General features: G+C 47.2%; 24 protein-coding genes and 1 pseudogene. 1 reads left to right on the top strand and 24 read right to left on the bottom strand.

Features of this window, described 5'->3' with window-relative positions; genetic code table 11:
* Positions 1 to 2: 2 nt before the first annotated feature.
* The 23 genes and pseudogenes from V1224_06140 to V1224_06030 all read right to left on the bottom strand — a co-directional run bounded on the left by V1224_06140 (position 3) and on the right by V1224_06030 (position 22,478).
* Positions 3 to 188, bottom strand: a complete 186-nt coding sequence (locus V1224_06140) for a flagellar FlbD family protein (protein WWR17006.1) — start codon at positions 186 to 188, stop codon at positions 3 to 5.
* A 138-nt stretch (positions 189 to 326) separates the two neighbouring features.
* A complete protein-coding gene (locus V1224_06135) occupies positions 327 to 1,379 on the bottom strand; it encodes a flagellar hook-basal body complex protein (protein WWR17431.1) in 1,053 nt (350 codons plus the stop codon).
* Between the two features lie 699 nt (positions 1,380 to 2,078).
* Positions 2,079 to 2,366, bottom strand: a pseudogene (locus V1224_06130) (flagellar hook-basal body complex protein).
* Positions 2,367 to 2,463: 97 nt separating this feature from the next.
* On the bottom strand, positions 2,464 to 2,865 hold the full coding sequence (locus tag V1224_06125; GenBank protein WWR17005.1) for a TIGR02530 family flagellar biosynthesis protein: 402 nt from the start codon (positions 2,863 to 2,865) through the stop codon (positions 2,464 to 2,466).
* 3 nt (positions 2,866 to 2,868) lie between these two features.
* Positions 2,869 to 3,795 (bottom strand): flagellar hook capping FlgD N-terminal domain-containing protein, encoded by a 927-nt coding sequence (locus tag V1224_06120; GenBank protein WWR17004.1) that lies wholly within the window; start codon positions 3,793 to 3,795, stop codon positions 2,869 to 2,871.
* Between the two features lie 14 nt (positions 3,796 to 3,809).
* On the bottom strand, positions 3,810 to 5,282 hold the full coding sequence (locus V1224_06115) for a flagellar hook-length control protein FliK (GenBank protein WWR17003.1): 1,473 nt from the start codon (positions 5,280 to 5,282) through the stop codon (positions 3,810 to 3,812).
* Between the two features lie 81 nt (positions 5,283 to 5,363).
* Entirely contained in the window at positions 5,364 to 6,269 is a 906-nt protein-coding gene (locus V1224_06110; GenBank protein ID WWR17002.1) for a hypothetical protein, read from the bottom strand.
* A 41-nt stretch (positions 6,270 to 6,310) separates the two neighbouring features.
* Positions 6,311 to 6,778: a flagellar export protein FliJ gene (gene fliJ / locus V1224_06105; GenBank protein ID WWR17001.1), complete on the bottom strand. Its 468-nt coding sequence runs from the start codon at positions 6,776 to 6,778 to the stop codon at positions 6,311 to 6,313.
* 7 nt (positions 6,779 to 6,785) lie between these two features.
* Positions 6,786 to 8,099 (bottom strand): flagellar protein export ATPase FliI, encoded by a 1,314-nt coding sequence (gene fliI / locus V1224_06100; GenBank protein ID WWR17000.1) that lies wholly within the window; start codon positions 8,097 to 8,099, stop codon positions 6,786 to 6,788.
* 8 nt (positions 8,100 to 8,107) lie between these two features.
* On the bottom strand, positions 8,108 to 8,950 hold the full coding sequence (locus V1224_06095) for a FliH/SctL family protein (GenBank protein WWR16999.1): 843 nt from the start codon (positions 8,948 to 8,950) through the stop codon (positions 8,108 to 8,110).
* Complete coding sequence (gene fliG, locus V1224_06090) at positions 8,943 to 9,953, bottom strand: flagellar motor switch protein FliG (protein WWR16998.1); 1,011 nt, start codon at positions 9,951 to 9,953, stop codon at positions 8,943 to 8,945. Before fliG ends, V1224_06095 begins: the two co-directional genes overlap by 8 nt.
* A gap of 7 nt (positions 9,954 to 9,960) precedes the next feature.
* Positions 9,961 to 11,559: a flagellar M-ring protein FliF C-terminal domain-containing protein gene (locus tag V1224_06085; protein ID WWR16997.1), complete on the bottom strand. Its 1,599-nt coding sequence runs from the start codon at positions 11,557 to 11,559 to the stop codon at positions 9,961 to 9,963.
* Positions 11,560 to 11,578: 19 nt separating this feature from the next.
* Positions 11,579 to 11,908 carry a flagellar hook-basal body complex protein FliE gene (gene fliE / locus V1224_06080; protein ID WWR16996.1) on the bottom strand — a complete coding sequence of 110 codons (330 nt, stop codon included), beginning with the start codon at positions 11,906 to 11,908 and terminating at the stop codon, positions 11,579 to 11,581.
* Between the two features lie 85 nt (positions 11,909 to 11,993).
* Entirely contained in the window at positions 11,994 to 12,437 is a 444-nt protein-coding gene (gene flgC, locus V1224_06075) for a flagellar basal body rod protein FlgC (GenBank protein WWR16995.1), read from the bottom strand.
* 18 nt (positions 12,438 to 12,455) lie between these two features.
* Positions 12,456 to 12,845 carry a flagellar basal body rod protein FlgB gene (flgB, locus tag V1224_06070; protein ID WWR16994.1) on the bottom strand — a complete coding sequence of 130 codons (390 nt, stop codon included), beginning with the start codon at positions 12,843 to 12,845 and terminating at the stop codon, positions 12,456 to 12,458.
* Positions 12,846 to 13,015: 170 nt separating this feature from the next.
* Entirely contained in the window at positions 13,016 to 13,831 is an 816-nt protein-coding gene (codY, locus tag V1224_06065) for a GTP-sensing pleiotropic transcriptional regulator CodY (GenBank protein ID WWR16993.1), read from the bottom strand.
* 80 nt (positions 13,832 to 13,911) lie between these two features.
* Positions 13,912 to 16,005 (bottom strand): type I DNA topoisomerase, encoded by a 2,094-nt coding sequence (topA, locus tag V1224_06060; protein WWR16992.1) that lies wholly within the window; start codon positions 16,003 to 16,005, stop codon positions 13,912 to 13,914.
* Positions 16,006 to 16,043: 38 nt separating this feature from the next.
* Complete coding sequence (dprA, locus tag V1224_06055; GenBank protein WWR16991.1) at positions 16,044 to 17,024, bottom strand: DNA-processing protein DprA; 981 nt, start codon at positions 17,022 to 17,024, stop codon at positions 16,044 to 16,046.
* Positions 17,014 to 18,555 carry a YifB family Mg chelatase-like AAA ATPase gene (locus tag V1224_06050; GenBank protein ID WWR16990.1) on the bottom strand — a complete coding sequence of 514 codons (1,542 nt, stop codon included), beginning with the start codon at positions 18,553 to 18,555 and terminating at the stop codon, positions 17,014 to 17,016. Before V1224_06050 ends, dprA begins: the two co-directional genes overlap by 11 nt.
* Before the next feature lie 143 nt (positions 18,556 to 18,698).
* Entirely contained in the window at positions 18,699 to 19,658 is a 960-nt protein-coding gene (locus V1224_06045) for a PilT/PilU family type 4a pilus ATPase (protein ID WWR16989.1), read from the bottom strand.
* 338 nt (positions 19,659 to 19,996) lie between these two features.
* Positions 19,997 to 20,890 (bottom strand): CAP domain-containing protein, encoded by an 894-nt coding sequence (locus V1224_06040; GenBank protein ID WWR16988.1) that lies wholly within the window; start codon positions 20,888 to 20,890, stop codon positions 19,997 to 19,999.
* A 153-nt stretch (positions 20,891 to 21,043) separates the two neighbouring features.
* Positions 21,044 to 21,457: a DUF3788 domain-containing protein gene (locus V1224_06035; protein ID WWR16987.1), complete on the bottom strand. Its 414-nt coding sequence runs from the start codon at positions 21,455 to 21,457 to the stop codon at positions 21,044 to 21,046.
* Between the two features lie 88 nt (positions 21,458 to 21,545).
* Positions 21,546 to 22,478, bottom strand: a complete 933-nt coding sequence (locus V1224_06030; GenBank protein ID WWR16986.1) for a YafY family protein — start codon at positions 22,476 to 22,478, stop codon at positions 21,546 to 21,548.
* 119 nt (positions 22,479 to 22,597) lie between these two features.
* On the opposite strand from V1224_06030, the gene V1224_06025 reads away from it, so the two are divergent.
* Positions 22,598 to 23,230, top strand: coding sequence for a DJ-1/PfpI family protein (locus V1224_06025; protein WWR17430.1), 633 nt, complete (start codon positions 22,598 to 22,600; stop codon positions 23,228 to 23,230).
* A gap of 328 nt (positions 23,231 to 23,558) precedes the next feature.
* On the opposite strand, the gene V1224_06020 is transcribed toward V1224_06025, so the two are convergent.
* Entirely contained in the window at positions 23,559 to 24,644 is a 1,086-nt protein-coding gene (locus tag V1224_06020) for a DUF4179 domain-containing protein (protein WWR16985.1), read from the bottom strand.
* Between the last annotated feature and the right edge of the window lie 30 nt (positions 24,645 to 24,674).

Raw genomic sequence — 24,674 nt, 5'->3', positions numbered from 1 at the left:
CATTAACCTGCAAAAATATCCTTTCTATACGATTTTACTAAATTTTTCACTTCTTGTCTACTTTCTTTTACAATTATTTTTCTGCCCGTCGTAAATGACACTACGGTATCCGGTGTTTCCTCCACCAGCTCAAGCAGGTCGGGATTTACCAGTACTTTCTGCCCACTCATTTTTGTCAGCTCGATCATAACTTGATTCCCTCACTCATGCTTCTCATGCGAAAACATCTCGCCACGCTTTTCCATAATAATAAAATAAACACAGGAACAGGGCAACTACTCTCATAGTTCCCCCGCTTCCCATATTTACGCTTTCTATTTTGTTATCTATCGTTTCAGATTTACAAGTTCTTCCAGCAACGTATCAGATACGGTAATGATACGGCTGTTTGCCTGGAAACCTCTCTGTGTGGTAATCATCTCCGTAAACTCCGAAGAAAGATCCACGTTACTCATCTCCAAAGACCCTGTCACCATGCCGCCTGCACCATCTGCAGTAATATCCACGCCCACACCATCGAACTCTCCGGAGTTGAGTGTCGCAGAATACAGGTTCTCTCCCGCTTTCTCAAGACCTGCGGCATTGGCAAACTTCGCCACGGCAATCTGTCCGAGCAGTTTCGTCATACCATTGTCATAGCTTGCATAGATCTCACCATTCTCCTGGATTGAGAGACCATCCATCGCTCCTTCTTTCCGCCCGGCGCCAATCCCTTTTTCTTCCGTACCCGGCGTACTGGAAATCGTAGAGGTACCTCCATTATTGAACCAGGTCACGTATGACCAGTCTATATTAATGTCGCTGAAGCTACGCAGTGATACGGTCTGGCCACCCTTTGTCACCGCAGTAGTGTTAAAGTCAAGCAACACATTGTCCTTACCGTCAATGGACTCGAACTCACCGTTATCTACATTGAATTTCAGAATGAAACCTTTATAAGTCGTCGTCGTCGTCACCTGTGCCGTCCCATTCTCCGCCACAGCAAAGGCAAATGTCTTGTTCGGATCGGAAGTATCGATCCCATAAGCCTCTTCCTGAGTGATTGGTGTCGTAAAGATCTTACCGTTCTGATTGTATATAATACCATCAGAAGCAAACGTAAATTCCTGTGTCAACGTATAGCTGACTCCATCATCGTCGAAGGTCAGCCCTGTGATGTCGTTGACTCCCAAAATCGACTTCCAGTCATCCACATTATTATTGTCCGCCAGATTATCTGTCAGATAATGTTTTACCGGAGGATCGGTCGGGTTGGCACCCGGTGTCTCATAGTAATAATAAGCGACCGGATTTCCGCCGCCACCTGCGGGAACGTATGTGGACTCGTTGGCAGGAACATAGATCAGTCCCTTGATCTTTCCCAGATCTTCTTTCGACATCTTGCCCTCACCGTTCAGAGTCATTGTATTGCCGATACCGCCGGCACCGGTACCCGAAGTACCTGACTGCTGTCCGTCAGGCACGGTATAAGTGATACCCGACAGTCTGTTTTGTGTAAAATCTGAAAATACATCTTCAAAACCGGCTTCCTTGGTATAGGTGCCTGTGTTTGGATCATAATGCGCTCCCGTCACAAGTGACAGAATCTCCGAACTGCTCATCGTATTCGTGCCGCCGAAGTTGGCAATATCGTCAATTCCGCTGACCCCATAGACATCCACGACAGACCTTCCCTCGGAATCTATGATGTCTGACAGTTCGACCGTATATTCCCCTTTGGTATCTGTCTGATGGATCGCAAATTTAGCTGTATATGAATATCCAAGGGCATCAAAGAAGCTCAGGTTCAGTGTCTTTCCGGAAGCGGTAGCCGCATCGGGCTCGTTTCTGTCAAGAATACCATCCACATAAGCCTGTGTCGTCGCCTCCGGCGGATACGTCATATTGGCGCTGCTCATGATTCGGAGCGCCTGCACCGTATCTTTACGGATCGTCTGCGTTGCCTCATCGACACCCCAGCCCATGACATTGAAACCATTCGACGTCATAGCCAGGTTTCCCGCCGGATCAACATAGAAAGAGCCGTCACGCGTGAAATAATTCGTATTACCGTCACTAACAACAAAGAACGATTCTCCCTTAATTCTGACATCAAAGGGATTGCCCGTCGACTGTGCCGCACCCTGGGAAGTAATGCTCGTGTTGATCGCCGCGGTCTGTACACCAAGACCAATCTGTCGTGGATTGATACCTGCCTTACCTGTCGTTGCATTCGGCCCTGAAGCCTTGGATGTCGTCTGATAGAGCAGCTCGCTGAAATTGATCGAACTGGATTTATACGCCGTCGTATTGACGTTTGCGATATTATTACCGATTACATCCATCTTTGTCTGATGTGTCTTAAGTCCTGCCACACCAGAGAACATTGATCTCATCATAGTTAATATGACCTCCTAATTCCTGTCGAATGATCCGTATCTGTTCCGTCTGTCAGTCGGGAACAGCAGCCTCCCTGAGGTCCGGCTACATGATTACGGCTCCATCAATATTGGTAAATATATTTGTCTGTGTCTCTGTCTGATCCATCGCTGTTACTACTGTCTGATTGGGTACGTTTACAATAAACGCCAGCTGATCTACGATCACCAGCGACTCTCTGATTCCTTTCGCACCGGCTTTCTGCGTTCCATCGCTCAGACGCTCCATCTGTTCGTCCGTAAGCCTGATATCTCTGTCCGCCAGCCTGCCCATCGCATGTTTGGAAAACTTCAGTCCGCCGTCCGTCTGCCTTGTCTTCTGCGTCAGAATATCCTGAAAAGACATCCCGTCCGTATAAGTCTGTGGTTTTCCTGCCGCGGTCTTCTGGTGGTAAAACTGATCCTGGAACTGCAGTGCGGAAAGGTATTGACTATCCTGCACTTTCACTGCTTATTCTCCTTCCACTTGATCGATCTCTCCGGTTTTTTCTGTCTCCCCGGCTTCCTGTGTTTTATCACTCCCCTGTGCCTTGCCACCCGTTCCGTCTACCTTATCAGCATTTTCTGCCTGATCGGTCTTGTCAGAGCTTTCCGTTTTGTCAGACCCATCTGTCTGATCAGAACCCTCTGTTTTGTCAGAATCCTCGGTCTTGTCAGTGCCTTCCGTCTTGTCGGACCCGTCATTTTTATCAGAACCCTCGGTTTTGTCGGTATCTTCCGTCTTATTGTCTTCCTCTTCCTGGTTCTTTTTCAGGGTTTCTATCCGCTCTACATAGTTTTCAAGTTTCTTCTGATTGTCTTTCGTCAGGAACGTCTTCTGGTAATCTGTCATACCATCATAGATTTCCTTTAACTTCATAATATCTTCTTCATGTGCAAGAGTAACCTTGGAAAGTGCCGGCAGCTTATTCAGCCCCACTGTCCATTCATATGCTTTCTCATATGCCTCGGAATACTCAGCGTCGTAAATGCTGTCCACATCATCAAGCGGATACGTATTTCCACCTACGGAAACATAGGCCTTGCCATTTTGATAAGTTACAAAATCTACCTTGCCATGAATAAAACCTGTACTTCCTGTATCTGCATCCGTCGTCTTGACATAAACTTCCTGACCAACCAGACTTGACGCCCTCTGCATCTCCATGGCGCCGCGCATGTTCTGCATCTCTTCCAGACTGGAAAAAGTAGCCAGCTGTGAAATATATTCTGTGTTGGAAGTCGGTTCCAACGGGTCCTGGTATTTCATCTGTGCCACAAGTAACTGCAAAAATGCCTGTTTATCAAGCGTACTATTGCTTTTCTTTGTTTCTTCCGCGGAAGTAGCCTGTGTCACATCCTGAACCTGACCATTTTTTACAGGTGCTACCAAACTCATGCTTTTCTCCTCCTTTATGCCATAAAATCCACTGTATTGCCATTCTGCTCCATCATCTCCGCAGTCAGGCGCTCTTCGTCGGAGAGCTCCATTTCGTCAAGCGGAATATTGTCATCAAGCTGGATCTTTCGCACACCTTTTTTTCTCGGCTCCTGATACTGGGAATTCTGTTCCCCATTCTGCGCAAAATTTCTGTCAAATTCATGACTGGCGATCGTTACTTCCACCGCCTCCACCTTGATACCCTGTTCGCTCAGATTTTCCTTTAACTGTACAACCTGTGCTTCCAGTACCGCCTTCACCGCTTCATTTTCCGCCGCAAACTGTGCAGTCAGCGCGCCCTCCTTTGCTGTCAGGTGAATATGAAGCGTACCCAGTGTTTCCGGCTGAAGACGAAGCTGCAGTTCCGTGATTTCAGGTCTTGCTTCCATACGCATATACTCCGTAATCTGATTCATCACATCCTGCGTATCCACTGTCTCAAACGGTATCTCTGTCCGGCTCTGCAATGGATCTGCCTCCCACGCATCCAATCCGGTACGGTTCCAGCCCTGTAAAAAGGGGTTGCCGCTTTCATGGCTTTCTCCTCCGGACTCTCTTCCTGTCTGCGAGGTATTTCTCTCTGCCCTGACCGGAGTCGTCTGTGTCTCTTCTTCTCTGACACTGTTCTCTGTCCGTTTCTCACCGGTCTGTGTTTTGATTTCCGCCGTCTCCTGCTGTGGTTCTGTCTCTTCCTGCTGGTCAACTTCCTCCTGCTGCTGTGCGACTGCCACCGGTTCTCTGCTTTCTGTTTCCACTGACAGTTCCGGAATCTCAATCGCCTCCTGTGGCTCGTCACTTACTTCCATCTGCTCCAACAGTTGTGCAAATTGCTCATCATCGACTCCAAGCTCCGCCTGCACATCCGCCCGAACCGTTTCCACCACATTTGTCAGATTCTGAACATTCTGATACAGTGTTTCATTTGTCAGCATGGACAGCTCATCGGTCTCTCCTGCCACCGCCATGGCAATAGCCTGCATATTTTCCGGCTGCAACAGATCTGCGGCTGTCAGCCCGAGTATACTCATGATCGATTCCAGTTCCTCTTCAGAGATTCCCAATTCCTCCTGAATGGCCTCTTTAATCTCGGTGACGGCCTCCTCAACAATCTCTTCGGTCGCTTCGTCGATTTCTGCCTTTTCCTCTTCCGTAGTATCGGAAATCTTGCCTTCTTCCTCTTTGGCAGTAGTCTTTCCTGACTCTTCGTTTCTGACATTTTTTACATTGCCGCGGTTTATTTTACTTACATTAACAGGCGCCTTTGCCACTGTCGACTGTACTTCATCTCTCGTTTTCTGAAACTGATTGCCGCTGTCTTTTGATGTACGGTTCATGATCTCAGAAAAACCGTTGTCGGCTCCGCCTGCCGCTCCTGTTCCTGCGGGACCAATATTTGTGTTCCCCAGTAACAGACCCGCCGCTTTTGTTACATTTGTGCTGGTCATCTGTCTCCTCCTTTCTTAAATTTTCAAGGTACCTTTATATCATGTATATACAAAATGTATATCGGTATTTATCCCCGGAAATTAAGATTCCGGATCCATAATTTTGGTCAGTCTGGCCGCCACTTCCGCATCCAGCGCACCCAAAATCTTACCCCTTGTCTCAGCATCCATCGCCCCTAATATCTTGGCAGCCAAGTCCAGATCATCCTGCATCGCCTCAAAAATAGCGGCCGCCTGTTGTGGTTTCATCTCAGAATACGCATTGACATAATCCTGTATCTGCGAATCTACCTGTTGCTGCGCCACCACCTGCTTATAGAGCTTTTCTGCCGTAGCCGGATCCATAGACTCATAATATTTCAGAAATGCCTCTGCCCCTGGCCCTTTATCTGAATAAATTACTTCGTCATAAAATTCATTTTTAATATTTTCAAAAGCGACCTGATTGTCCTCAAACGTACGCAGACGCTCGATCTCCGCCTCCAGCTCCGCGATCCTGTCCTGAACTTCCGCGTTACCGGACTGTGCATTCTCCAGCTCCAGCTCCAGACGTTTGATCTGTTCCACCGCATCGCGCAGATCCGTATAGCCGTAATACTCGTCTGCCGTACTTCCTCCCATCGGCTGCGCCATCTTTTCCGCCGGAAGTATTTTGTTGACTACCGGAACATTTTCAAGCACAGGACGCAAAACGGTGGAACCGAAACCTCCCACATCTAATTTAATAAGAATTGCCAGAATAGCGATCCAGATCACTACAATAATAAAAGTGACAAGAACGATCGGCGTCGAACCACTTTCCGACTCCTCATCCATCTGCTCTTCCTGGGCATCCAATTCTTTCGCCCGGCGCTTGGCTTCTTTTTTCTGTGCTTTCTGCTCAGCCCTCAGTCTCTTCTTCTCTTCCTTCAGACGCTTTTTGTCGTCAGCTGTCTGCTCACTTTCCATATTCTCATTTTCTGTTTCCTGGGTCGTCTTTCTTGCCATAGTTTCTCCGGCGCCGTCTCCGCCTCTCCTTGTTTGCTCGTTTATGCTTCCGCAGCTGCTTCCTCGATCTTCTTCTGCCCGTATGTATAACTGGTCAACTCATCGATCTCCCGGCTTTCTCTCGCCTTCTCTTCTCCCATGAATTCTTCAAAGGCATTTTCTCTCAATTTTTCCTGTATTTTTCTCTCCTGTATCGACGCCTGGAGCTTGCGCCGCTCCACTTCAACAGTGTTCTGCGCCTTTTTTATTTCCTGCCTCTGCTCTTCCATATATTCATCCATGCGCAGGATCGCCTCTTTGTTCTCACGCATCCTGTTTACTCTAAGCGCAGCACGCAGCGATTCTCTTGCCTGCTCCTCATATCCCTGTTTTCGCTGTTGCAGAAATTCCAGTTTTTCCTCTTCTTCCCGCAGCCTCGCCATTGCCAGGCCAAAATCCATCCGTGCCTGATCTTCCAGCTTTTGCTTGATATTTAAGATATTCTGCATCCGGTAAACAAACTTTGACATCTACTGCTCACTCCTCATACAATGCCTGCAGCATCTGTATCGTCTCTTCATACGTGTACTTGCTGTCCACATCCTGCATCAGGAATTCATTCGTGGCTTCTATCTTCTCCACCGCATAGTCAATGCCCGGATTACTGCCCTTTTTATAAGCGCCAATATTGATCAAATCTTCCGCTTCATTATAAGTAGCCAGCACATTCTTCAGTTTGCCGGCAGCTTTTTTGTGTTCTTTTTCTGTTACCTGAGACATACATCGGGAGATACTCTGCAAAATATCCACCGCAGGATAATGATTTTTATGAGCGAGCTTACGATTGAGCATGATATGTCCGTCAAGAATACTTCGCGCAGTGTCCGTGATCGGTTCATTAAAGTCATCGCCATCTACCAAAACCGTATACAGTCCGGTAATCGAACCTTTCGCATCTCTGCCGGCCCGCTCTAACAGTTTCGGCAATTCTGAATACACACTGGGAGGATAACCTCTCGTCACCGGTGGTTCACCGGTTGCCAGACCAATTTCTCTCTGCGCCATACAGAAACGGGTCAGAGAGTCCATCATCAACAACACGTCTCTTCCCTGGTCTCTGAAATATTCTGCAATAGCAGTCGCCGTCTTGGCTGCTTTATTTCGTTCCAGTGCAGGTTTATCCGATGTAGCCACCACTACTACAGAACGGCGCATACCTTCTTCCCCAAGGTCGCGCTCTATAAATTCTCTGACTTCCCTGCCACGCTCACCAATCAGCGCAATGACATTGATCTCTGCTTTTGTATTTCTGGCAAACATACCCATCAGTGTAGATTTTCCCACACCTGAACCTGCAAAAATGCCGATCCTCTGTCCCTTTCCCACAGTAATCAGACCGTCTACTGCCTTCACGCCAAGCGGAAGCGGCTCATCAATGATCGTGCGGCTCATCGGATCCGGAGGCATTGACTCCACACAATAACTGGGAGCGCCAAGCGGTATCTGAACAGCCGCATCTGTCGGTCTGCCCAGACCGTCCAATGTCTTACCGAGAAGGAAATCACCAACCGCAACCCGCAGGGAATTACCCGTATTTTCGACAAGATTACCAATACCGATACCTTCGGTATTCTCATAAGGCATGAGCAATGTCCTTCCGTCTTTAAAGCCCACTACCTCCGCCATGATGCCTGACCCTTCATCTCCCTCCGGATGTATGAAACAAATATCTGCCAGCTTGGCATCCGGCCCTGCAGACTCAATCGTCAGACCTACCACATTCAGTACCTTGCCGAGCTTTTTGTAATAGACCCGATCTTTCAGTTTTTCGTATTTCGATAAATCAATCATGATCTGTCTTACTCCACGCCTTCATAGGAAAGAACCAGAAGTTCTCTGCGCAGCGCCGTCAACTGTATATCCAGGCTGCAATCATATATGCCGTCGTCTGCCTCGATCATACATTCATTTTTTCTCATTGTCATATCTTCCACTACTTCCAGCATGGCATTTCTGTTTCCCAGTCCTTCGATCAGCAGCTTTTTCTGCATACTGACAAACGGATAATCGTCAGGACTGACATGAATGATGTAACTGCTGCTTGTTTCAATCCTCTGCATACATCCTTCCAAAAGCTGCATGACAAGATTCTGATACTCTCCCAATTCCATGTGAAATATATGTTCATAAATACCCGTCAACTGCTTCACAAGCTCTGGTTCCAGCTCCTGAAGCCTGTTGTTATATGCCGCTTCAAGTTGACGCTTTGTCTCTTCAATCTCTGACTGTGCGGCAGCCGTGCCGTCAATATAGCCCTGATTTCTTCCTTCCTGCCTGGCCTCTTCAATCACCTGCTGTCGATAGGCCTCAATCTCCGCTTCCGCATCTTTCTTTCTCTGGAGGATCTCCTCCTCTGCCTGAGCAATCAGCTCTTCCGGACTCGGTCCCTCATAAACAGGCGCCGCAGGAACCGGCTCCTCAGACTTGATTACATTGGAACCATCCTCCGGATCAGCTGTCAGACCGCTTAGTTCCTCAACCTTTAACCCTTCTGTAAATCCTTCCGTGTGTTCCTCTGTATCTTCTCCCGCCCCGCTGCCGGAGCTTCCTATCCGTTGCTCTATAATCCTGTTACTATTGATAATCCTTGTGTCATCGTTCTGAAACTGCACCCAGTTCCCCTTCAGCAAGTTACTAGACAACAATTTCATCTCCTCCACCTCTGGAAATAACAATTTCAGCAGAATCTTCCAGTTTTCTGATAATATTTACGATCTTCTGTTGTGCCTCTTCCACATCCTTCATGCGGACAGGTCCCATAAATTCCATATCTTCCTTGATCATGGCAGCCAAACGCTTTGACAGGTTTTTGAAGACTGCAGCTTTTACTTCCTCGTTCGCACCCTTCAGCGCAATCGCCAGATCGCTGTTCTCCACATCGCGCAATACTCTCTGTATCGCTCTGTCGTCCAGAAGAAGAATATCCTCGAATACGAACATTTTCTTCCTGATCTCGTCGGCAAGCTCCGGCTCCTCAATCTCCAGTGTTTCCATGATATGTTTTTCCGTACCACGGTCTACGGAGTTCAAGATCTCCACGACCGCATCGACGCCGCCAATAATGGTGTAATCCTGATTGACAAGAGAAGCCAGCTTGGATTCCAGCACTTTTTCCACTTCCTTAATGACATCCGGACTCGTTCTGTCCATCATGGCAATACGTTTCGCAACATCCGCCTGACGTTCCGGAGGCAGCGCTGACAATATCATTGACGACTGCGTCGCAGACAGATAGGACATAATAAGTGCAATCGTCTGCGGATGTTCATCCTGTATAAAGTTGAGCAGCTGAGACGCATCTGTCTTGCGGACAAACTCGAAAGGCTTAACCTGCAGCGACGCTGTCAGTTTGCCAATCACATCGCGTGCTCTGTCCTCTCCCAGAGCTTTCTCCAAAAGCTCCTTCGCATACCCGATGCCGCCCTCCGCGATATATTGCTGTGCCAGACAGATCTGATAGAACTCCTCAATCACAGTTTCTTTCAGCTGCGGCGTAATACTTCGCGTATTTGCAATTTCCAGCGTCAGCTCCTCAATCTCGTCTTCCTTTAAGTGTTTAAAGATATGGGAAGACTTTTCCGGTCCCAATGCGATCAGCAGTACGGCTGCCTTCTGCAGACCTGATAACCCTGAGTCATTTGCCATATCTTATTTACCCCCAATCTTCGTTCAGCCAGTTCCGAAGCAGATTTGCGGCCGCTTCCGGATTATCGTCCACAAATTTTTCAATCAGCTTACGAGTCTCTGACCGCTCTTCCACGGCAATGTTCTCCAGCTCCGATTCCGGCGTGGACTGCAAAAGATTTTCCACGGAGAGTTCCTCTTCCTCTTCCTCTGCCGGTTTCTCGCTCCTCATACTTCTGAATACAACAAAAGCAAGTAATCCCAGAATAATAAGGATCAATATAACCTGGATAACATCCGTCGCCTGAATATTCAAGCCCTCTTTGTCAATAAACAGCGGTTCCTCATAGGCCACCATCGCAACATTCTCCACTGCGATACCGGTCGCTTTGGACACCACATTGATCATATCGTCATCGACAGGCTGCGCAACTCTTGCCCCGTTTGCCGCCTTGTATTCTTCCCAGCTGATGCCATCAAGCAGTCCCTGGGCTTTAATATCTTCTTCTCTCTGTACGTTATATGTAATGGCAGTGACCGATATGGATGACTCCTCATATTTGATCAGTCCCGGCGGAATCGTCTGAGACATCACCCGCTCATTGGGCAGATAATCTCTGGACTCTTCTGACTGGGAGGATGAGGACTGATCGCTGTCCTGCATTTCGTACGTCGTCTCGCTGTTAGAATCTGTTCCTGGCAGATTGCCGGAACTGTTTATATTCTCTGCACTGAAAATACTTTCGTGGCTGAGGACGCCCTGAGACTGCCCCTCTGCAGGCGTAAAATCATGCTCCGTAATCTCCGTGGAGGAAAAATCAAGAGCAAGATTACTTGCCACTTCTACATTATCATACTGATTCGTTCCCAGCAGCACTTTTTTTACTTCATTTTTGACGAGCCGCTCTGCCTGCTGCTTCACAGAGAGCTGGCTGTTGGCAGTACCTGTCAGAGAATAATTGTCTTCCCCCGAAAACAGGAGATTTCCCTGACTGTCAAGAATTGTGATATTATCCGCATTTTCATTACCAAGCGCCGTCTTGACAAACTGTGCCATAGCCGCCGCGTTTTCCTGTGTGAACTCCCCGTCCAACTCCAGAATAATGCTGGCAAACGATTCCTCGTTTTTGGAGAGAAGTGTACCGTCATTCTCCGGGAGTGACAACTGTACGTCCGCTTTCTTGACAGTCTCAAACCGAACGAGATCTTCCTCCATCTGACTTTCCAGATAGAGTTTATATCTCTTCTGTTTGTCTGACTCCGTCGTGGAGAAACCGCCGTTTGTCACATTGTCGATCCCATAGGCTGCAGCCGGAATATTGTTGGCACCCAGCAGAAGATTGGCATCTGACACCTGTTCACTCAGTACTTTAATCTGATAACCGTCATCTGACACAGTATAGGTTATGCTCGCCCCATCTAAAAGTTCTGTGATCTGGGATGCTTCTTTTGTACTTTCACAGTTCGCAAGCAGTTCATATTGAGGCCTCGTAAGAACCGTTACCAATATCGCAAGTGCAATGATGACACCTGCGGCAATACATATGATAATCGTCTTCTGTTTTGAAGTAAATTTATTCCACCATTCCAGCACTCTCGCCGGAATCGCTTTTAACCTGTCAGTCATTTCGCTTTACTCCCATGCCTTAGATCTGCATCTGCATAATTTCTTTATATGCATCCATAAATTTGTCTCTTACAGCGACCGTATACTGTAAGGCTGCCGATGCTTTCTGCATTGCGATCGAAAGATCATGAGTATTTTTCGTCTGTCCGAGCGCCAGTTTCAGCTCTTCGTTTTCCATATCGGAAATATAACTGTTCGTTGTATGTAAATTATCAATGGCGCTGCTGAGCATAGCGCCAAACACATCTTTTCCCTCTTTTGCTTCCTCCGCCTTTTTCGCCGCCTGCGTCTGTTTTACCGCTTTCTCTACGGCATCGGAGTTTACACGATAAAGCGATGCAATATCCATCTCTACTCACCTCTTACCCTTTGTCCATATTATGTCGTTTGCCACCAAACTGATGCTTCCCTTTCACACCTGGTGCCGCGTCAGACTATTGCGCCATCTCCAGCCCTTTCATGGCGATTGCCTTGCTGGCGTTAAATGCTGTCGCATTGGCTTCATATGCACGGCTTGCATCGATCATATTAGTCATCTCTGTCACAATATTGACATTGGGATAGAGAACATAACCATTATCATCCGCATCGGGATGAGCTGGATCATAGACCATTTTCATATCTGTCCAGGAATCTTCCTGAACCGAGGTGACTTTCACCCCTTTGCCTGAATAATTATCTCTTGCCACGTCCAGGACATGACTAAAGGGCGTCTGTGTCTCCTTTTCCGCAAACGTAACGACTTTACGACGGTATGGCGTGCCATCCTCCGTCCTCGTCGTATTGGCATTGGCCACGTTCTGCGATATGATGTCCATACGGAAACGCTCCGCAGTCAGACCGGACGCATTCACATCAAACGATGAAAAGATACTCATTGTGATCCCCCTTATCTGTTATTTCATTACGAGCTTCAGGTTCGTAAACTCCTGATTTACTCCTGTCATAATCGCATTGTACTTCAACTGGTTGGAAGCAAGCATCACATTTTCCGTATCAATATCCACATTGTTGCGGTCGACCCGATAGGAAAAATTTGCATAATCCGTGTATGTCCTGGGTTTCAGCCGGCTCAGATTCAGCCCCCCTACTTTCGCATCCACACTTGTGTACCTGGAATTCCCAAGTGCACGTTGAAGCTCTCCCTCAAAATTCACATCCTGCCTTTTATATCCCGGTGTATCTACATTGGCGATATTATTGGAGATCACCTCATGGCGAATCCAGGCAGCGTCCGCCGATTTATCCAGCACATTGATGTAATCAAATACGTTTGAATGAAACATGCGATATACTCTCCTCCTTCACAAAAGGGCATACTTTCCACAATCCAGTCTACCCTATTTTATTATATATTTTTATACTGAAAAAACAAGGTGTTTCTACTTAATAAACGTAAAATGGGACCTATTTCCTACTAAGTCCCTTTAACGCTACGGTTTCCTCCATGAAACCATCACCTGCCTTTTTCGCTTTGAAAACTGTCCTTTTGTTGTTTCTGCTGCTTCAGCTTATTTACTTCATCGAATACCACATCATTCAAAACTTTTATATATGTACCTTTCATGCCGGAAGAGCGGGACTCAATCACACCCGCACTTTCAAACTTGCGCAAAGCATTGACGATCACAGAACGGGTAATCCCTACTCTGTCAGCGATCTTGCTTGCCACCAGAATGCCTTCCTGACCATTTAACTCTTCGAATATATGGGTAATGGCTTCCATCTCGGAAAAAGAGAGCGTACTGATCGCCGACTTGACGACAGACAGTTTCCTGGCCTCTTCTGCGCTCTCCTCATTGACCGCACGAAGCATTTCCAGACTGACTACCGTAGTTCCATACTCGCAGAGTATGATGTCATCAATCTCATAAGGCGCATCACATTTATAGATAAACAACGTACCCAGACGTTCCCCGGCAATCTCAATCGGCGTTATGATCGCCTGAAATCTTCGGGTGTCTGTATTCTCAAAGCCAAGTGTCTGCAAATTTACATTTTCTTTCGTAGAAAGAACACCAAGCATTCTCTCATTCAACATCAGATCAATATAGCCGCCAACTTTATCATTGATCAGTTCTCTGATCTCTTCCACTCCACTCGATATTCCAACGCCCAGCACTTTTCCTTTTCTGCTGATCACAAGTACATTGGAACTCAATATCTCTTTCATAACATTACAGATGTCATTAAATACCACTTTACTGGATTCATTATTATGCAAAAGCATTCCGATTTTTCTTGTTTTGTCCAGTAGTTGTATGCTGCCCATATTGGATACCCTCCATATAGTGTATTGTAATATAATCTCCCCCTCTCTGCAACACTTTTCTCTTAAATTACACAAAATTTTTATGAAATTCGTACAATATCTGAATTTTTATGTTTTTCCACAATATTCCCACAAGTTTCGTCCATGCACACCAATTTATGCCCTTTTTCCAACATCAGGGAACCACACTTCCCACACCTCTCCGTAGCCGGTTTTTGCCATACCATAAAATCGCAGTCCGGATTGTCGATACAGCCATAATATTTTCTGCCTTTTTTCGTCTTTTTCAGAACAATATCCTTTCCGCATTTCGGACAGGCTACACCGATCTTTTCAAAATATGGTTTGGTATTCCTGCAGTCCGGAAAACCGGGACAGGCCAGAAATCTCCCATGAGGACCGTATTTTACGACCATCTGCCGGCCGCAAAGCTCACACACCTCATCGGACACTTCATCGGCGATCTGTACATGTTCCAGCTCTTCCTGCGCTCTGTTGACTGCCTCATCGAGATCAGGATAAAAATTGGAAACGATCGTCTTCCAGCCTACAACACCTTCTTCCACTTTGTCAAGCAGTGCTTCCAGGTTGGCGGTGAAGCTCACGTCAACGATACTCGGGAAGGCTTCTTTCATCATATTGTTCACGACCTCACCCAGCTCTGTCACATAAAGATTCCGGTTCTCTTTCGTCACATACCGGCGGGCCAGAATCGTCGTGATCGTGGGCGAATACGTACTCGGCCTGCCAATGCCCAGCTCCTCCAGCGCCCTCACGAGACTGGCCTCCGTATAATGCGGCTGCGGCTGTGTGAAATGCTGTTTGGAAGAAAACTCACGGAACTTCAGCACGGAATCTTTCTCAATTCTGCCGGCCAGCAGATTGTTTTCCTGTTTATCCTCATCATCGTTCGTGTACACACTCATAAACCCGTCAAACACAATTTTAGAAGCGGCAACCGTAAAACGGTGATCCCCTGCACCGATCTTCACCGAAGTCGTCTCATATCTGGCCGGAGCCATCTGGCTCGCGGTAAAACGCTTCCAGATCAGCTGATACAGCCGGAGCTGATCCCGGCTGAGAGAACCTTTCAGAGAAATCGGCGTTCTGCTGATATCCGTAGGGCGGATCGCTTCGTGAGCGTCCTGTATTTTCTGTCCGCTCTTTTTTCCACCGCCTGTGCCCGCTACATAGTCAGCTCCGTACTGTTGCACGATATATGCTTTCGCCAGCTGTGCCGCCTCTTCCGATACTCTCGTGGAGTCGGTACGCAGATAGGAAATAATTCCTGTCGTGCCGCTCCCCTTTATGTCAATACCTTCGTAGAGCTGCTGTGCCAGACGCATTGTCTTTTGTGTGGAGAAGTTCAGCACTTTACTTGCTTCCTGCTGCAATGTGGAAGTTGTAAAAGGAAGCGGCGGTTTCTTCGTACGCTCTCCCCGCTTCACTTCATCCACCTGATAGGAGCTCCCTTCCAGATCCTTCAGAATCCGGTCCAGTTCTTCTTTTGAACCGATTGTCTTCTTGGCATCCCTGGTCCCATAATACTTGGCGGTCAGCGGCTTTTTCTCCCCGTCCACATCCAGGAGAACATCCAGACTCCAATATTCCTCCGGAATAAAGGCATTGATCTCATCTTCCCGGTCACAGATGATGCGCAGTGCCACTGACTGCACTCTGCCCGCCGAAAGTCCCCGCTTGATTTTTGCCCACAAAAGCGGCGAGATTCGGTAGCCTACCATACGGTCCAGCACACGACGCGCCTGCTGGGCATCCACAAGGTCCATGTTGATCTCTCTGGCATTTTTCAGAGATTCCCTGACCGCACTCTTTGTAATCTCGTTGAATGTGATCCGGTAGACTTTCTTGCCCTCCAGCTTCAGCGTGTGCAGCAGATGCCAGGATATGGCCTCTCCTTCCCGGTCAGGGTCGGTAGCCAGATATACTTTTTCCGCTTTCTTCACCGCCTTGCGCAAGTTTGCAAGAATGTCTCCTTTTCCCCTGATCGTTATATATTTTGGCTCGAAATCATGCTCCACATCGATCCCGAGCTGACTTTTCGGTAAATCCCTTACATGTCCGTTGCTGGCCGCAACCTCATAATTGGCGCCAAGAAACTTTTTGATCGTTTTTACTTTGGCGGGTGATTCTACAATTACCAGATATTTTGCCATCGCTGCTCTGCTCTCCTCATCAATTAAATCTTATGAAACTATAAACCAAAACTTTCGGAATGGCAAGTGGTTTTTATTTTGTTTCCGTGACAAGCATCGGCAATATCAGACTTTCCCCTCTTCCGATATTGATTCCCCCTTTCCTGTGAGACAATTCCCTGCAGCACAAAATCCATGAGTATATCAGTTATTTCCGCCAGCTCCGTCACATTCCCCTCTTCAGCCTCTCTGATCTCTCCGTATAATTCCTGCAGCGTAACAGGCCGGTTTCCCAAATAATTCCACACGATTTTTTCCTTCTGGCTCATCTGAGCCGTGGCTGCCTCTTCCTGCTCCATGCCCTGAAGCGTTGACGGCAACCTGCCTTTCCCATAAAAAGCTTCCAGAATATCCGCAGGCTCCAGTGCAATACCGGCCCCCTGACGGAGCAGACGATTGCAGCCACAGCTGAGCGTATCCGTGATCCGGCCAGGCAGAACATACACGTCCTTCCCCTGTTCCAATGCAAAATCCACCGTGATCAACGTACCGCTTCGTTCTTTTGCCTCAACGACAAGCACCACATCGGCCAAAGCGCTGATGATCCGGTTTCTGGAAGGGAAATGCCGGGCCAGCGGCGGCGTATCCGCCGGATGTTCCGACAGAATGCCTCCCTGCCTCAAAAGCGCCTCGTATAAATCATGATTGGCACGCGGATAGCACACATTCGTCCCACAGCCCAGCACCCCAAAGCTCCTGCCTCCTGCAGACAGGGCGGCCCGCTGGGCAATGCCGTCCACGCCGAGCGCCATCCCACTGATAATCTGTACGCCAGCCTCAGCGAGCGCGGAAGCAAACCAACGAGCCATCTCTTTCCCGTAGCTGCTGCATCTCCTGGCCCCGATCACCGCCACAGAAGGAATATTGTCATCTGGCAGCTGTCCTCTCACATACAGTTTCCCCGGTGCACTGCCAATACCACGCAGCAGCCGCGGATAACGGTCATCCGATTTCAATATGCAATATTCTTTACAGTCCATCTGCCGTCCTCTCCCAATAGACAGCAGCCGCTGTCCGATAGTATACCGCTTCATTGACATGACATACCCCAATCTGTTCTTCTCCCGCCAGATCCGCGATCGTACGCGCCGTGCGCAGAATCTTGTGATAAGACCGAAGACTCAGGGAAAATGTTTTCACCGCTCTTTGCAGTTGTTTCCTCCCCTGTTCATCCAGGATACAATACCGCTCTGTCTCACTGATACTCATGCGGCCATTAAACCGCATATCCGGGCCAAACCGTCTCTCCTGCATCTGCCTTGCCCGGATGACACGGCTGCGGATCTGCTCACTGCTCTCTCCCTGCTTCTTTTCCCCTATCTTTTCCGTATCTATCCCGGGCACCTCCACACACAGATCGATCCGGTCCAGGACCGGTCCCGAAAGGTTATTCAAATATCTGCGTATGTCATTCTGACTGCATCTGCAACGATCCTCGTCCGGGTAATGGCCGCAGGGACACGGATTCATAGCTCCCGCCAGCATAAAATCAGAAGGATACGTGATCGTTCCATACGCCCTGGCTATCTGCACTTTTTTATCTTCCATGGGCTGGCGAAGCATATCAATCGTTCTTCTTCCAAATTCCGGCAGCTCATCCAGAAACAATACCCCTCTGTGAGCAAGGCTGACCGCGCCCGGCACAGGAATCCGACCGCCGCCGATCAAAGAACTGCCGGTAGCCGTATGATGCGGCGACAAAAAGGGCCTTTCTTCCAATATTCTTCCGTCTTTCAATCTCCCACACACACTGTACACGGAAGAAACCTCCAGACTTTCTTCCAATGTAAGGGGCGGCATGATCGTCGGCAGGCGCCTGGCGATCATTGTCTTGCCGCTGCCCGGCGGTCCGATCAACAGCAGATGGTGAAATCCTGCCACCGCAATCTCTGACGCCCGTTTCGCCGTCTCCTGCCCATAAATATCCGCAAAATCCTCTTTTCCAGTCCCCTGACTATTCTCTCCCCAGGCAGCCTTTGCCCTGACGAGCCCCGCATCCGGTCCTTCCTTTAACGCCCGTATCACCTGCGAAATATGACTTGCCCCATACACAGTGACCGAATCTATCACTCCCGCCTCCGCGCAGTTCGCCTCCGGCACAATGCAGACAGGAACGTGCATCTGAGATGCGTGCTTTACAATAGGAAGAATCCCTCTCACAGGCTTCAGTTCTCCGCCCAGACCCAGTTCTCCTGCAAACAGAATATTTCGTATCCTGTCCGCCCCGATCTCTCCCATCGAAACAAGGAGACCGACAGCAGCAGGCAGGTCAAAACCCGTACCGTTTTTATGTCGGTCTGCCGGTGAAAGATTGATCGTAATTCTCGATGGCGGTATACGAACGCCTATGTTTTTCAATGCCACACGTATTCTCTGTTTGGCCTCTCCCGCTTCCCGGCTCAGACATCCCACCATCTCCATACAGGGAAGGCCCTGACTTACGTCGACTTCCACCTGTACCAGATAACTGTCGATCCCACAGAAAGCACCCGATAATATCGTACTGAACATTCATTCTCCTTATTAAAATAATAGATTTGACTCACTTCAAAATTGGAAATTTGCGGCGAACTGCCATGAATCTCTCAGATGATGGGAAAATAAAATTCCCATATATATTATATGGGAATTTAGTCTGAAATACAAGTGTAAAATCACTCTTTTGTCGCGCCCCCCACTTCTTCCCTCTGCTGCCAGATCGGAAGCGCGTCCATTTCTTCGCGGCAAATCAGCTCCCGCACCGGGTCTGTCACCTGCAGGACAGAAAAAGAAACTTTTCTCCTGTCCTCTGCCTTTGATTCCAGAAAGCGCTGTGAGATGACCATCTCCAAGGCTGCAGACAATCTTTTACGGATCTGCTGTTGTCTCTGAATAGGAAATATATCCACCATGCGCTCAATGGCAGACGCAATATCCGGTGTGTTCGCGGTAGATAAGACAAGACGCCCGGACTCTGCCACTGCAATCGCAGCATCAACAGCCCCTGCATCCCTCAGTTCCCCTGCAAAGATGACATCAGCGTCCTGCCGCATGGCAGCACGCAGTCCGGCTTCATAACTGGCACAGTCAATCCCCACTTCCCGCTGTGTGACGATTGATCTCTTATGCACATACACATATTCAACAGGTGCTTCCAGTGTAACGATATGTGTGGCGCGTGTACTGTTGATTCTGTCGACCACGGCCGCCAGCGTTGTCGTCCTGCCGCTTCCCACTTCCCCGGCGGCAAGGACAAGCCCTCTTTTTTTCTTTCTCAGTTCCATGACCTGCTGCGGAATTCCCAGCTCTTCCGGGGAAGGAATCCGTGACCCGATCAGACGCAGTGCAAGCGCCACGTTTTCTCTCTGTTTATAGGCGTTCACCCGAAATCTTCCCAGTTTACGCACTTCAAAAGCCATACCGTACTCTCCCCGCTCCTCGTACAGACGTCGCTGCGTCTCTGTCATCACGGAGATAAGCAGTGCCAGCACATCTTCCGAAAAAAGTTTCGGGTAGGACATTGCCGTCAATTTCCCGTTTATACGCATCATCGGCTGGGCCTGGGCCGCCACATGTACGTCAGAAGCCCCTGCCTGCACTGCTTCCGCTAATATTTCTTCGATCGTTATCGCCATGTTTTCCTCCAAACGTCATTCAACTGTCTAATATTATCAGTGTCCTATGAGCAGAACCATTCCTATCCTCAGTGGACAAAGGGGCGTGCGTGCCCTTGTCCACTGAGGGTATCCCTGTTATTTACTCCTCCACTGATAATATACACAGATGTCGTCAGATCAGCAAGCAATTCTTTTTTGAATCTTTTCAGTCCCCAATTAAAATAAGGTAACACCCATTTAACCCTTTTTCTCAAGGCCAGCCTAAAAAACAGGCCGGGAATGCCGCCTGTCCTGACATTCCCGGTCTGATTTTCCGTTTTTCCTACAAATCATCCTTACAGATCATTCTCTGAGTGTTAATCCGTAAACAGCAATACCCAATATTTATTACTTCTGCCTACGCCCACATACTTGTAATGCTTATTCTGAAGCTCCGACCTGTCACTGCTGTCTGATTTCCATTCTTCCAACAGCTTGCTCATGTCTGAGGTATTGTTTTTCTGATAGATCATACCATGATATTCGTAACCGCTGATACCAAACTGCGATAATACAGACGAATAGGAACTGCCGTTCGGACGAGTGCTGGAAGCCCTTTCATTATCATCCATCTCCATTGCCAGCAGTGTTGCGGCATCTGCCAGAAGATCATCACGGTACACCTTTTTCTTATCCTTATCATCTCTGTAATCATTGATCTTGTTGACGAGAGATTTTGCATTGCTGACATTACTGTCTGCTCTCTGCACTACCCGGTTATACTGGGTCTCATCAAGACCATACTTAAAAGTGCCTGTTGCAGACGATGTGTTGGAAGAAGTATTCGTATTCTGAGAATCAGGCGCACAGCCTTTTCTTCCCTCACTCTTTCCAAATAACGTATAATGCAAATATAGCTGTTGAGGATCGTTGCCGATCACTGCGACAACATCCTTGTTATTGTTGGCATAATATACCGGATCGAAACCATTCTCCATTATGTTTGTTACCGTTTGCTGCGTTGCAGGGGTCGGATACTCCGTTGGCGCTACCGGAAGCCTGCCCTCGTTTTTCCCGAACATTTTGTAGTGCATGTATAAATTCTGTTCGTTCGTGCCAAAAATTGCCTTGACATCAGGATTACTGCTTGCATAATATGCCGCGTCAAAAACCGTTCCGTCGCTCATCTGTTTCGGTGCTGCCAGAGCCGTCATGGACGTCTGCAGCATCACCCCTGTCAGAAGACCGATCAATACCCATTTTCTTTTCATTTTGTACCACCCTCCTTTTCCATTTCACAGATAAAACTATCTGTTACTCTTATCATATACAATTTTGCCTGTCATATCAATATCTATGGAAATCTTTTAAAAAAAATTAAAAATTTGGTATCTCCCCGACCAGCCATAATTTCCGTTAATTCTCTATTTTTTGTTTGGTTTTCTTTTTATTTGTAATAATCTGATGAAATCATCAAACAAAGAAGTGTCTGTTGGCTCAAACATCATCCATTTTCCATCATGATACGTCTGCGTTTCATCATAGATTCTTTGAACTTCTTCGGAATAGCTTTCTCTGTCATTTTCAAATTTCACGCGTTCATCTTTTCCTAAAATTATCATAAATCCTATGCAGTTCTCTCTCGCATATAACGCACACAAAGTTTTGCCGCCCCGGCGGTATTTATATTCATAAGTCCATGCTTTCCCGCCTTTGGCCCAAAGTCGATCCATTTCATATTTTTCATCAATTAAGGCACATAATTTATTCCATATTTCATAGGAAGATTCACCAACTAAGGTTGTCATTTGTTCTGCGTCAGGTATTTTATCAAGCATAATTGCCTCCTCTCTTTGTATCTGGCTGATTGCCTTTTTCTGCCAATCAGTCCCTTATGAACATTATGAACAGTAGCTTTTATGGGCGTTAATCGCTATATATGACAGCCATGTTTTGTATTCTTTGCCGCATTTTTGTGCGGATGTGCGAAGGCGCGAGGCACTCGCAGTTAACTCCAAAACTTAAAAGAATATCATAGTAATATTCATTTTCAATAAACGGAAAATTTACGATGTAATGCTCGTCACCATCCGGGAGAAAGTGGTCAAAAGTGCAAAATTCAAGTACCCTGTCCAGCACAGATTTATGAATGCGTATTTTTATTTCTGTTTGCATCGTCTGTATGATTTCTTCAAAATCCAAAACCGGTTTTTGATAATCCCGTGGAACAAAAACTTCCTGTTTTATTTGCAGATCTGACATACGGGATAGTCTGAACAGACGGTAATCTCTTCTGTCATGGCAGTATCCGTAAAAATACCAGTGGCTGCTTTTCAGTACAAGCTGATATGGCTCGACTATTCTCACAGCTTTATGCCCATGATGAGCTATGTATGCAAAAGTAAGCAGCTTGTGATCTTCTAAAGCGGACTTTATCTTTTGCAAGTACGGTTGGATATTTTGATTGCCCGACCACGAGCTTAAATCTATACAGACCTGATTGGTCTTTGCCTCAATGTCCTTCGCCCTGTCGGCAGGAATGAAACTTCTGATTTTCGCAAGAACATTGACAAGATCATCCCCTCGTATCATGTTGGAAAGATTCGAAAGCCCTATCAGAATTGCGGTAAGATCGGCAGTCGAAAAAACATTCTTATCAATTTTGTACTCTGGCATAATTTCAAAGCCGCCGCCAACTCCCGATATGGAACGAACAGGGATACCCGCCATATTGATTGCATCTATGTCACGATAAATGGTACGGGGCGAAACTTCAAACAGATCTGCCAGTTCCTGTGCACCTATCCGCTTTTGATCAAGAAGCATCATAATAATACTGACAAGCCTGTCAACTTTCATTTGATACCGCCTTCCATAATCTTCTTTTACTATAGATTATTGCCATACTGATGTCAACAATTGTCTGGTACAATGAAAATACGAATGGCATGGCAGAAAATGAAAGCGGAGGAAAGATTATGTTTACAGTCTATGTTTATATCCTTGATACTTTGGCAGATTGGGAACTGGGATATGTTACTGCGGAATTAAATTCTAAGCGTTTTTTCAGGGAAGAGGCACCGGACATATCGGTCAAAACGGCCGGTATCTCACATGAGGCAGTCAGGACAATGGGCGGCCTGTCCGTAATTCCGGATTGTTCCATTCACGATATTGCGATGAATGAAAAAAGCATACTGCTGCTGCCAGGTGCAAACACCTGGAATGATCCCAGGCACAGTGCCATTATTAAAAAGGCAGGAGACCTTCTCTCCACAGGCGCTACGGTATGTGCCATCTGTGGTGCCACCGCTGCGCTGGCAAATGCCGGCTTGCTGGACCGGCGCCTGCACACCAGCAACGGAACAGGATACCTTGAAATGTATGCTCCCCGTTACAAAGGACAGCAGTTCTATGTTGACAAACCCTCTGTTGCAGACCACAACTTGATCACAGCAAGTTCCACCGGAGCTTTGTCATGGGCAAAACTAATCATTGAGCGATTGGAAGTCTTTCAGCCTGATACGCTGGAAGCATGGTATCATTACTTCCGCAGCGGCAGGGAGCAGCATTTCTTTGCTCTCATGCAGACTTTGCCAACCGGCAGATGACCTGCCTTTTCCACGGGGCAGATTACAAAATATGAAGACTGCCACACGATAACAGAAGAAAAAAGCCGTCGCATGGCAAGTTAAATGTCATGGCCGTTCCAGCCGCGGCCATGACGATGATTTTCTCATGGAGAATTGCCACTTAAGTCACTACCGTAATGACAGGAACCATATAGATATAGACGCTCGAAGTCAAACAGAAACAGGATTGGAAGCATAAATATGAAAAAGTTGGCATGACAGCTTTGGTAATAGTAAGCCCCCGATAATCCAATGCGCCATCGTCACTTTGAACGCAGGGTTCAAAAATTATACTGGTAAATAACACTTACTCTACATGAATTTCCTTTGAAATGACAGCCCTGTCTGCAGCGCTGCTGTTCATTCCTTCCTCCTTCATCTGAGTCCAATCATCAAGATTGTCAAAAATGAAGACAAACAATTTATTAATCTCTTTCCCCTGAACAGCAAATCCGGCCCTGCCTGCCATTTCCATATCCGAATAAAGCCTTTCCTCATCCTGATTAAAGCAAATTGTATAGCAGGGTTCATAAGACCACCCAAGAAGTTCAAACATTTCCGCATCCGTCATATCGGGATCTATGGAAAGCAGTTTTTCCCTCCTGTCGTCTGTCAGTTCCCTCTGCTCTCCTGGTGTCGCCGCATGGACAATTACCTGATACGGAGATACCACTACATCTTCAAGCGTAATATTCCCCTTTTTCTCACCCACTTCAATTATTTTTACATCTGTTCCGTTTACTTCAAACGGAATAACGATATTCCAGCTGCCATCCGTCCAGTGAGATGCCGATATTTCCTCGCCATCAAGCATCCTGTCATCATCATAACCAAGACCACTTACATTTAAGTTAAGTTCGCCGCTGCCCGTATGTTTCTCCGCAAGATTGATCTTCAGCATGCCTGCAAATGTATGGTTGTCGATGACCTCGCCATCAAACGTATTTTCGAGCCATTCGGGTGAACTTCCATCCACACTCCATGTTCCTCCTATATAAAATCCTGCGGCTGTCCGGTCATCTGTAACATTCATACCAGTATAATGTTTGGGAATGTGTGTAAAGTCTCCATCTTCTGATTCAATATTTACTGTAAGGAATAGGGAATATCCATCACAGTAAACTTCTGATGCAGTCAGTGTGATTCCTTTATCGGATATGGTATAGTCCGATGTATCCAAATTTCCCGCATGATCCTCATTCGTCAGGACAGTTTTCTGATCCACATAATCTCCGGAATAGGTAACAGTATCCTCAACCTTCTCAAAAATCTTTCCAATCAATGGAATCTTTGCTGCAAGTACCGGATTAAAGTATCCCAGGCCGAGGATTCCAATAACTGTAGCAGCCACTACCGCCACCGCGCATTTTCCTATTTTGGCATATTTATTCATTTCATCCTTCCTCCTTCTATGTATCCGGAT

This window comes from Lachnospiraceae bacterium JLR.KK008 (genome assembly GCA_037015955.1).
Taxonomy (GTDB): domain Bacteria; phylum Bacillota; class Clostridia; order Lachnospirales; family Lachnospiraceae; genus VSOB01.
This window is presented reverse-complemented; position numbering and strand designations above follow the sequence as displayed.

Bases quoted from the DNA above. Each gene is read 5' to 3' on its own strand.
- V1224_06140 (WWR17006.1), bottom strand. From the start codon at position 188: ATGATCGAGCTGACAAAAATGAGTGGGCAGAAAGTACTGGTAAATCCC.
- V1224_06135 (WWR17431.1), bottom strand. From the start codon at position 1,379: ATGTCGAAAGAAGATCTGGGAAAGATCAAGGGACTGATCTATGTTCCT.
- V1224_06120 (WWR17004.1), bottom strand. From the start codon at position 3,795: ATGAGTTTGGTAGCACCTGTAAAAAATGGTCAGGTTCAGGATGTGACA.
- V1224_06115 (WWR17003.1), bottom strand. From the start codon at position 5,282: ATGACCAGCACAAATGTAACAAAAGCGGCGGGTCTGTTACTGGGGAAC.
- V1224_06110 (WWR17002.1), bottom strand. From the start codon at position 6,269: ATGGCAAGAAAGACGACCCAGGAAACAGAAAATGAGAATATGGAAAGT.
- fliJ (WWR17001.1), bottom strand. From the start codon at position 6,778: ATGTCAAAGTTTGTTTACCGGATGCAGAATATCTTAAATATCAAGCAA.
- fliI (WWR17000.1), bottom strand. From the start codon at position 8,099: ATGATTGATTTATCGAAATACGAAAAACTGAAAGATCGGGTCTATTAC.
- fliG (WWR16998.1), bottom strand. From the start codon at position 9,953: ATGGCAAATGACTCAGGGTTATCAGGTCTGCAGAAGGCAGCCGTACTG.
- V1224_06085 (WWR16997.1), bottom strand. From the start codon at position 11,559: ATGACTGACAGGTTAAAAGCGATTCCGGCGAGAGTGCTGGAATGGTGG.
- fliE (WWR16996.1), bottom strand. From the start codon at position 11,908: ATGGATATTGCATCGCTTTATCGTGTAAACTCCGATGCCGTAGAGAAA.
- flgC (WWR16995.1), bottom strand. From the start codon at position 12,437: ATGAGTATCTTTTCATCGTTTGATGTGAATGCGTCCGGTCTGACTGCG.
- flgB (WWR16994.1), bottom strand. From the start codon at position 12,845: ATGTTTCATTCAAACGTATTTGATTACATCAATGTGCTGGATAAATCG.
- codY (WWR16993.1), bottom strand. From the start codon at position 13,831: ATGGGCAGCATACAACTACTGGACAAAACAAGAAAAATCGGAATGCTT.
- topA (WWR16992.1), bottom strand. From the start codon at position 16,005: ATGGCAAAATATCTGGTAATTGTAGAATCACCCGCCAAAGTAAAAACG.
- dprA (WWR16991.1), bottom strand. From the start codon at position 17,024: ATGGACTGTAAAGAATATTGCATATTGAAATCGGATGACCGTTATCCG.
- V1224_06050 (WWR16990.1), bottom strand. From the start codon at position 18,555: ATGTTCAGTACGATATTATCGGGTGCTTTCTGTGGGATCGACAGTTAT.
- V1224_06045 (WWR16989.1), bottom strand. From the start codon at position 19,658: ATGGCGATAACGATCGAAGAAATATTAGCGGAAGCAGTGCAGGCAGGG.
- V1224_06040 (WWR16988.1), bottom strand. From the start codon at position 20,890: ATGAAAAGAAAATGGGTATTGATCGGTCTTCTGACAGGGGTGATGCTG.
- V1224_06035 (WWR16987.1), bottom strand. From the start codon at position 21,457: ATGCTTGATAAAATACCTGACGCAGAACAAATGACAACCTTAGTTGGT.
- V1224_06030 (WWR16986.1), bottom strand. From the start codon at position 22,478: ATGAAAGTTGACAGGCTTGTCAGTATTATTATGATGCTTCTTGATCAA.
- V1224_06025 (WWR17430.1), top strand. From the start codon at position 22,598: ATGTTTACAGTCTATGTTTATATCCTTGATACTTTGGCAGATTGGGAA.
- V1224_06020 (WWR16985.1), bottom strand. From the start codon at position 24,644: ATGAATAAATATGCCAAAATAGGAAAATGCGCGGTGGCGGTAGTGGCT.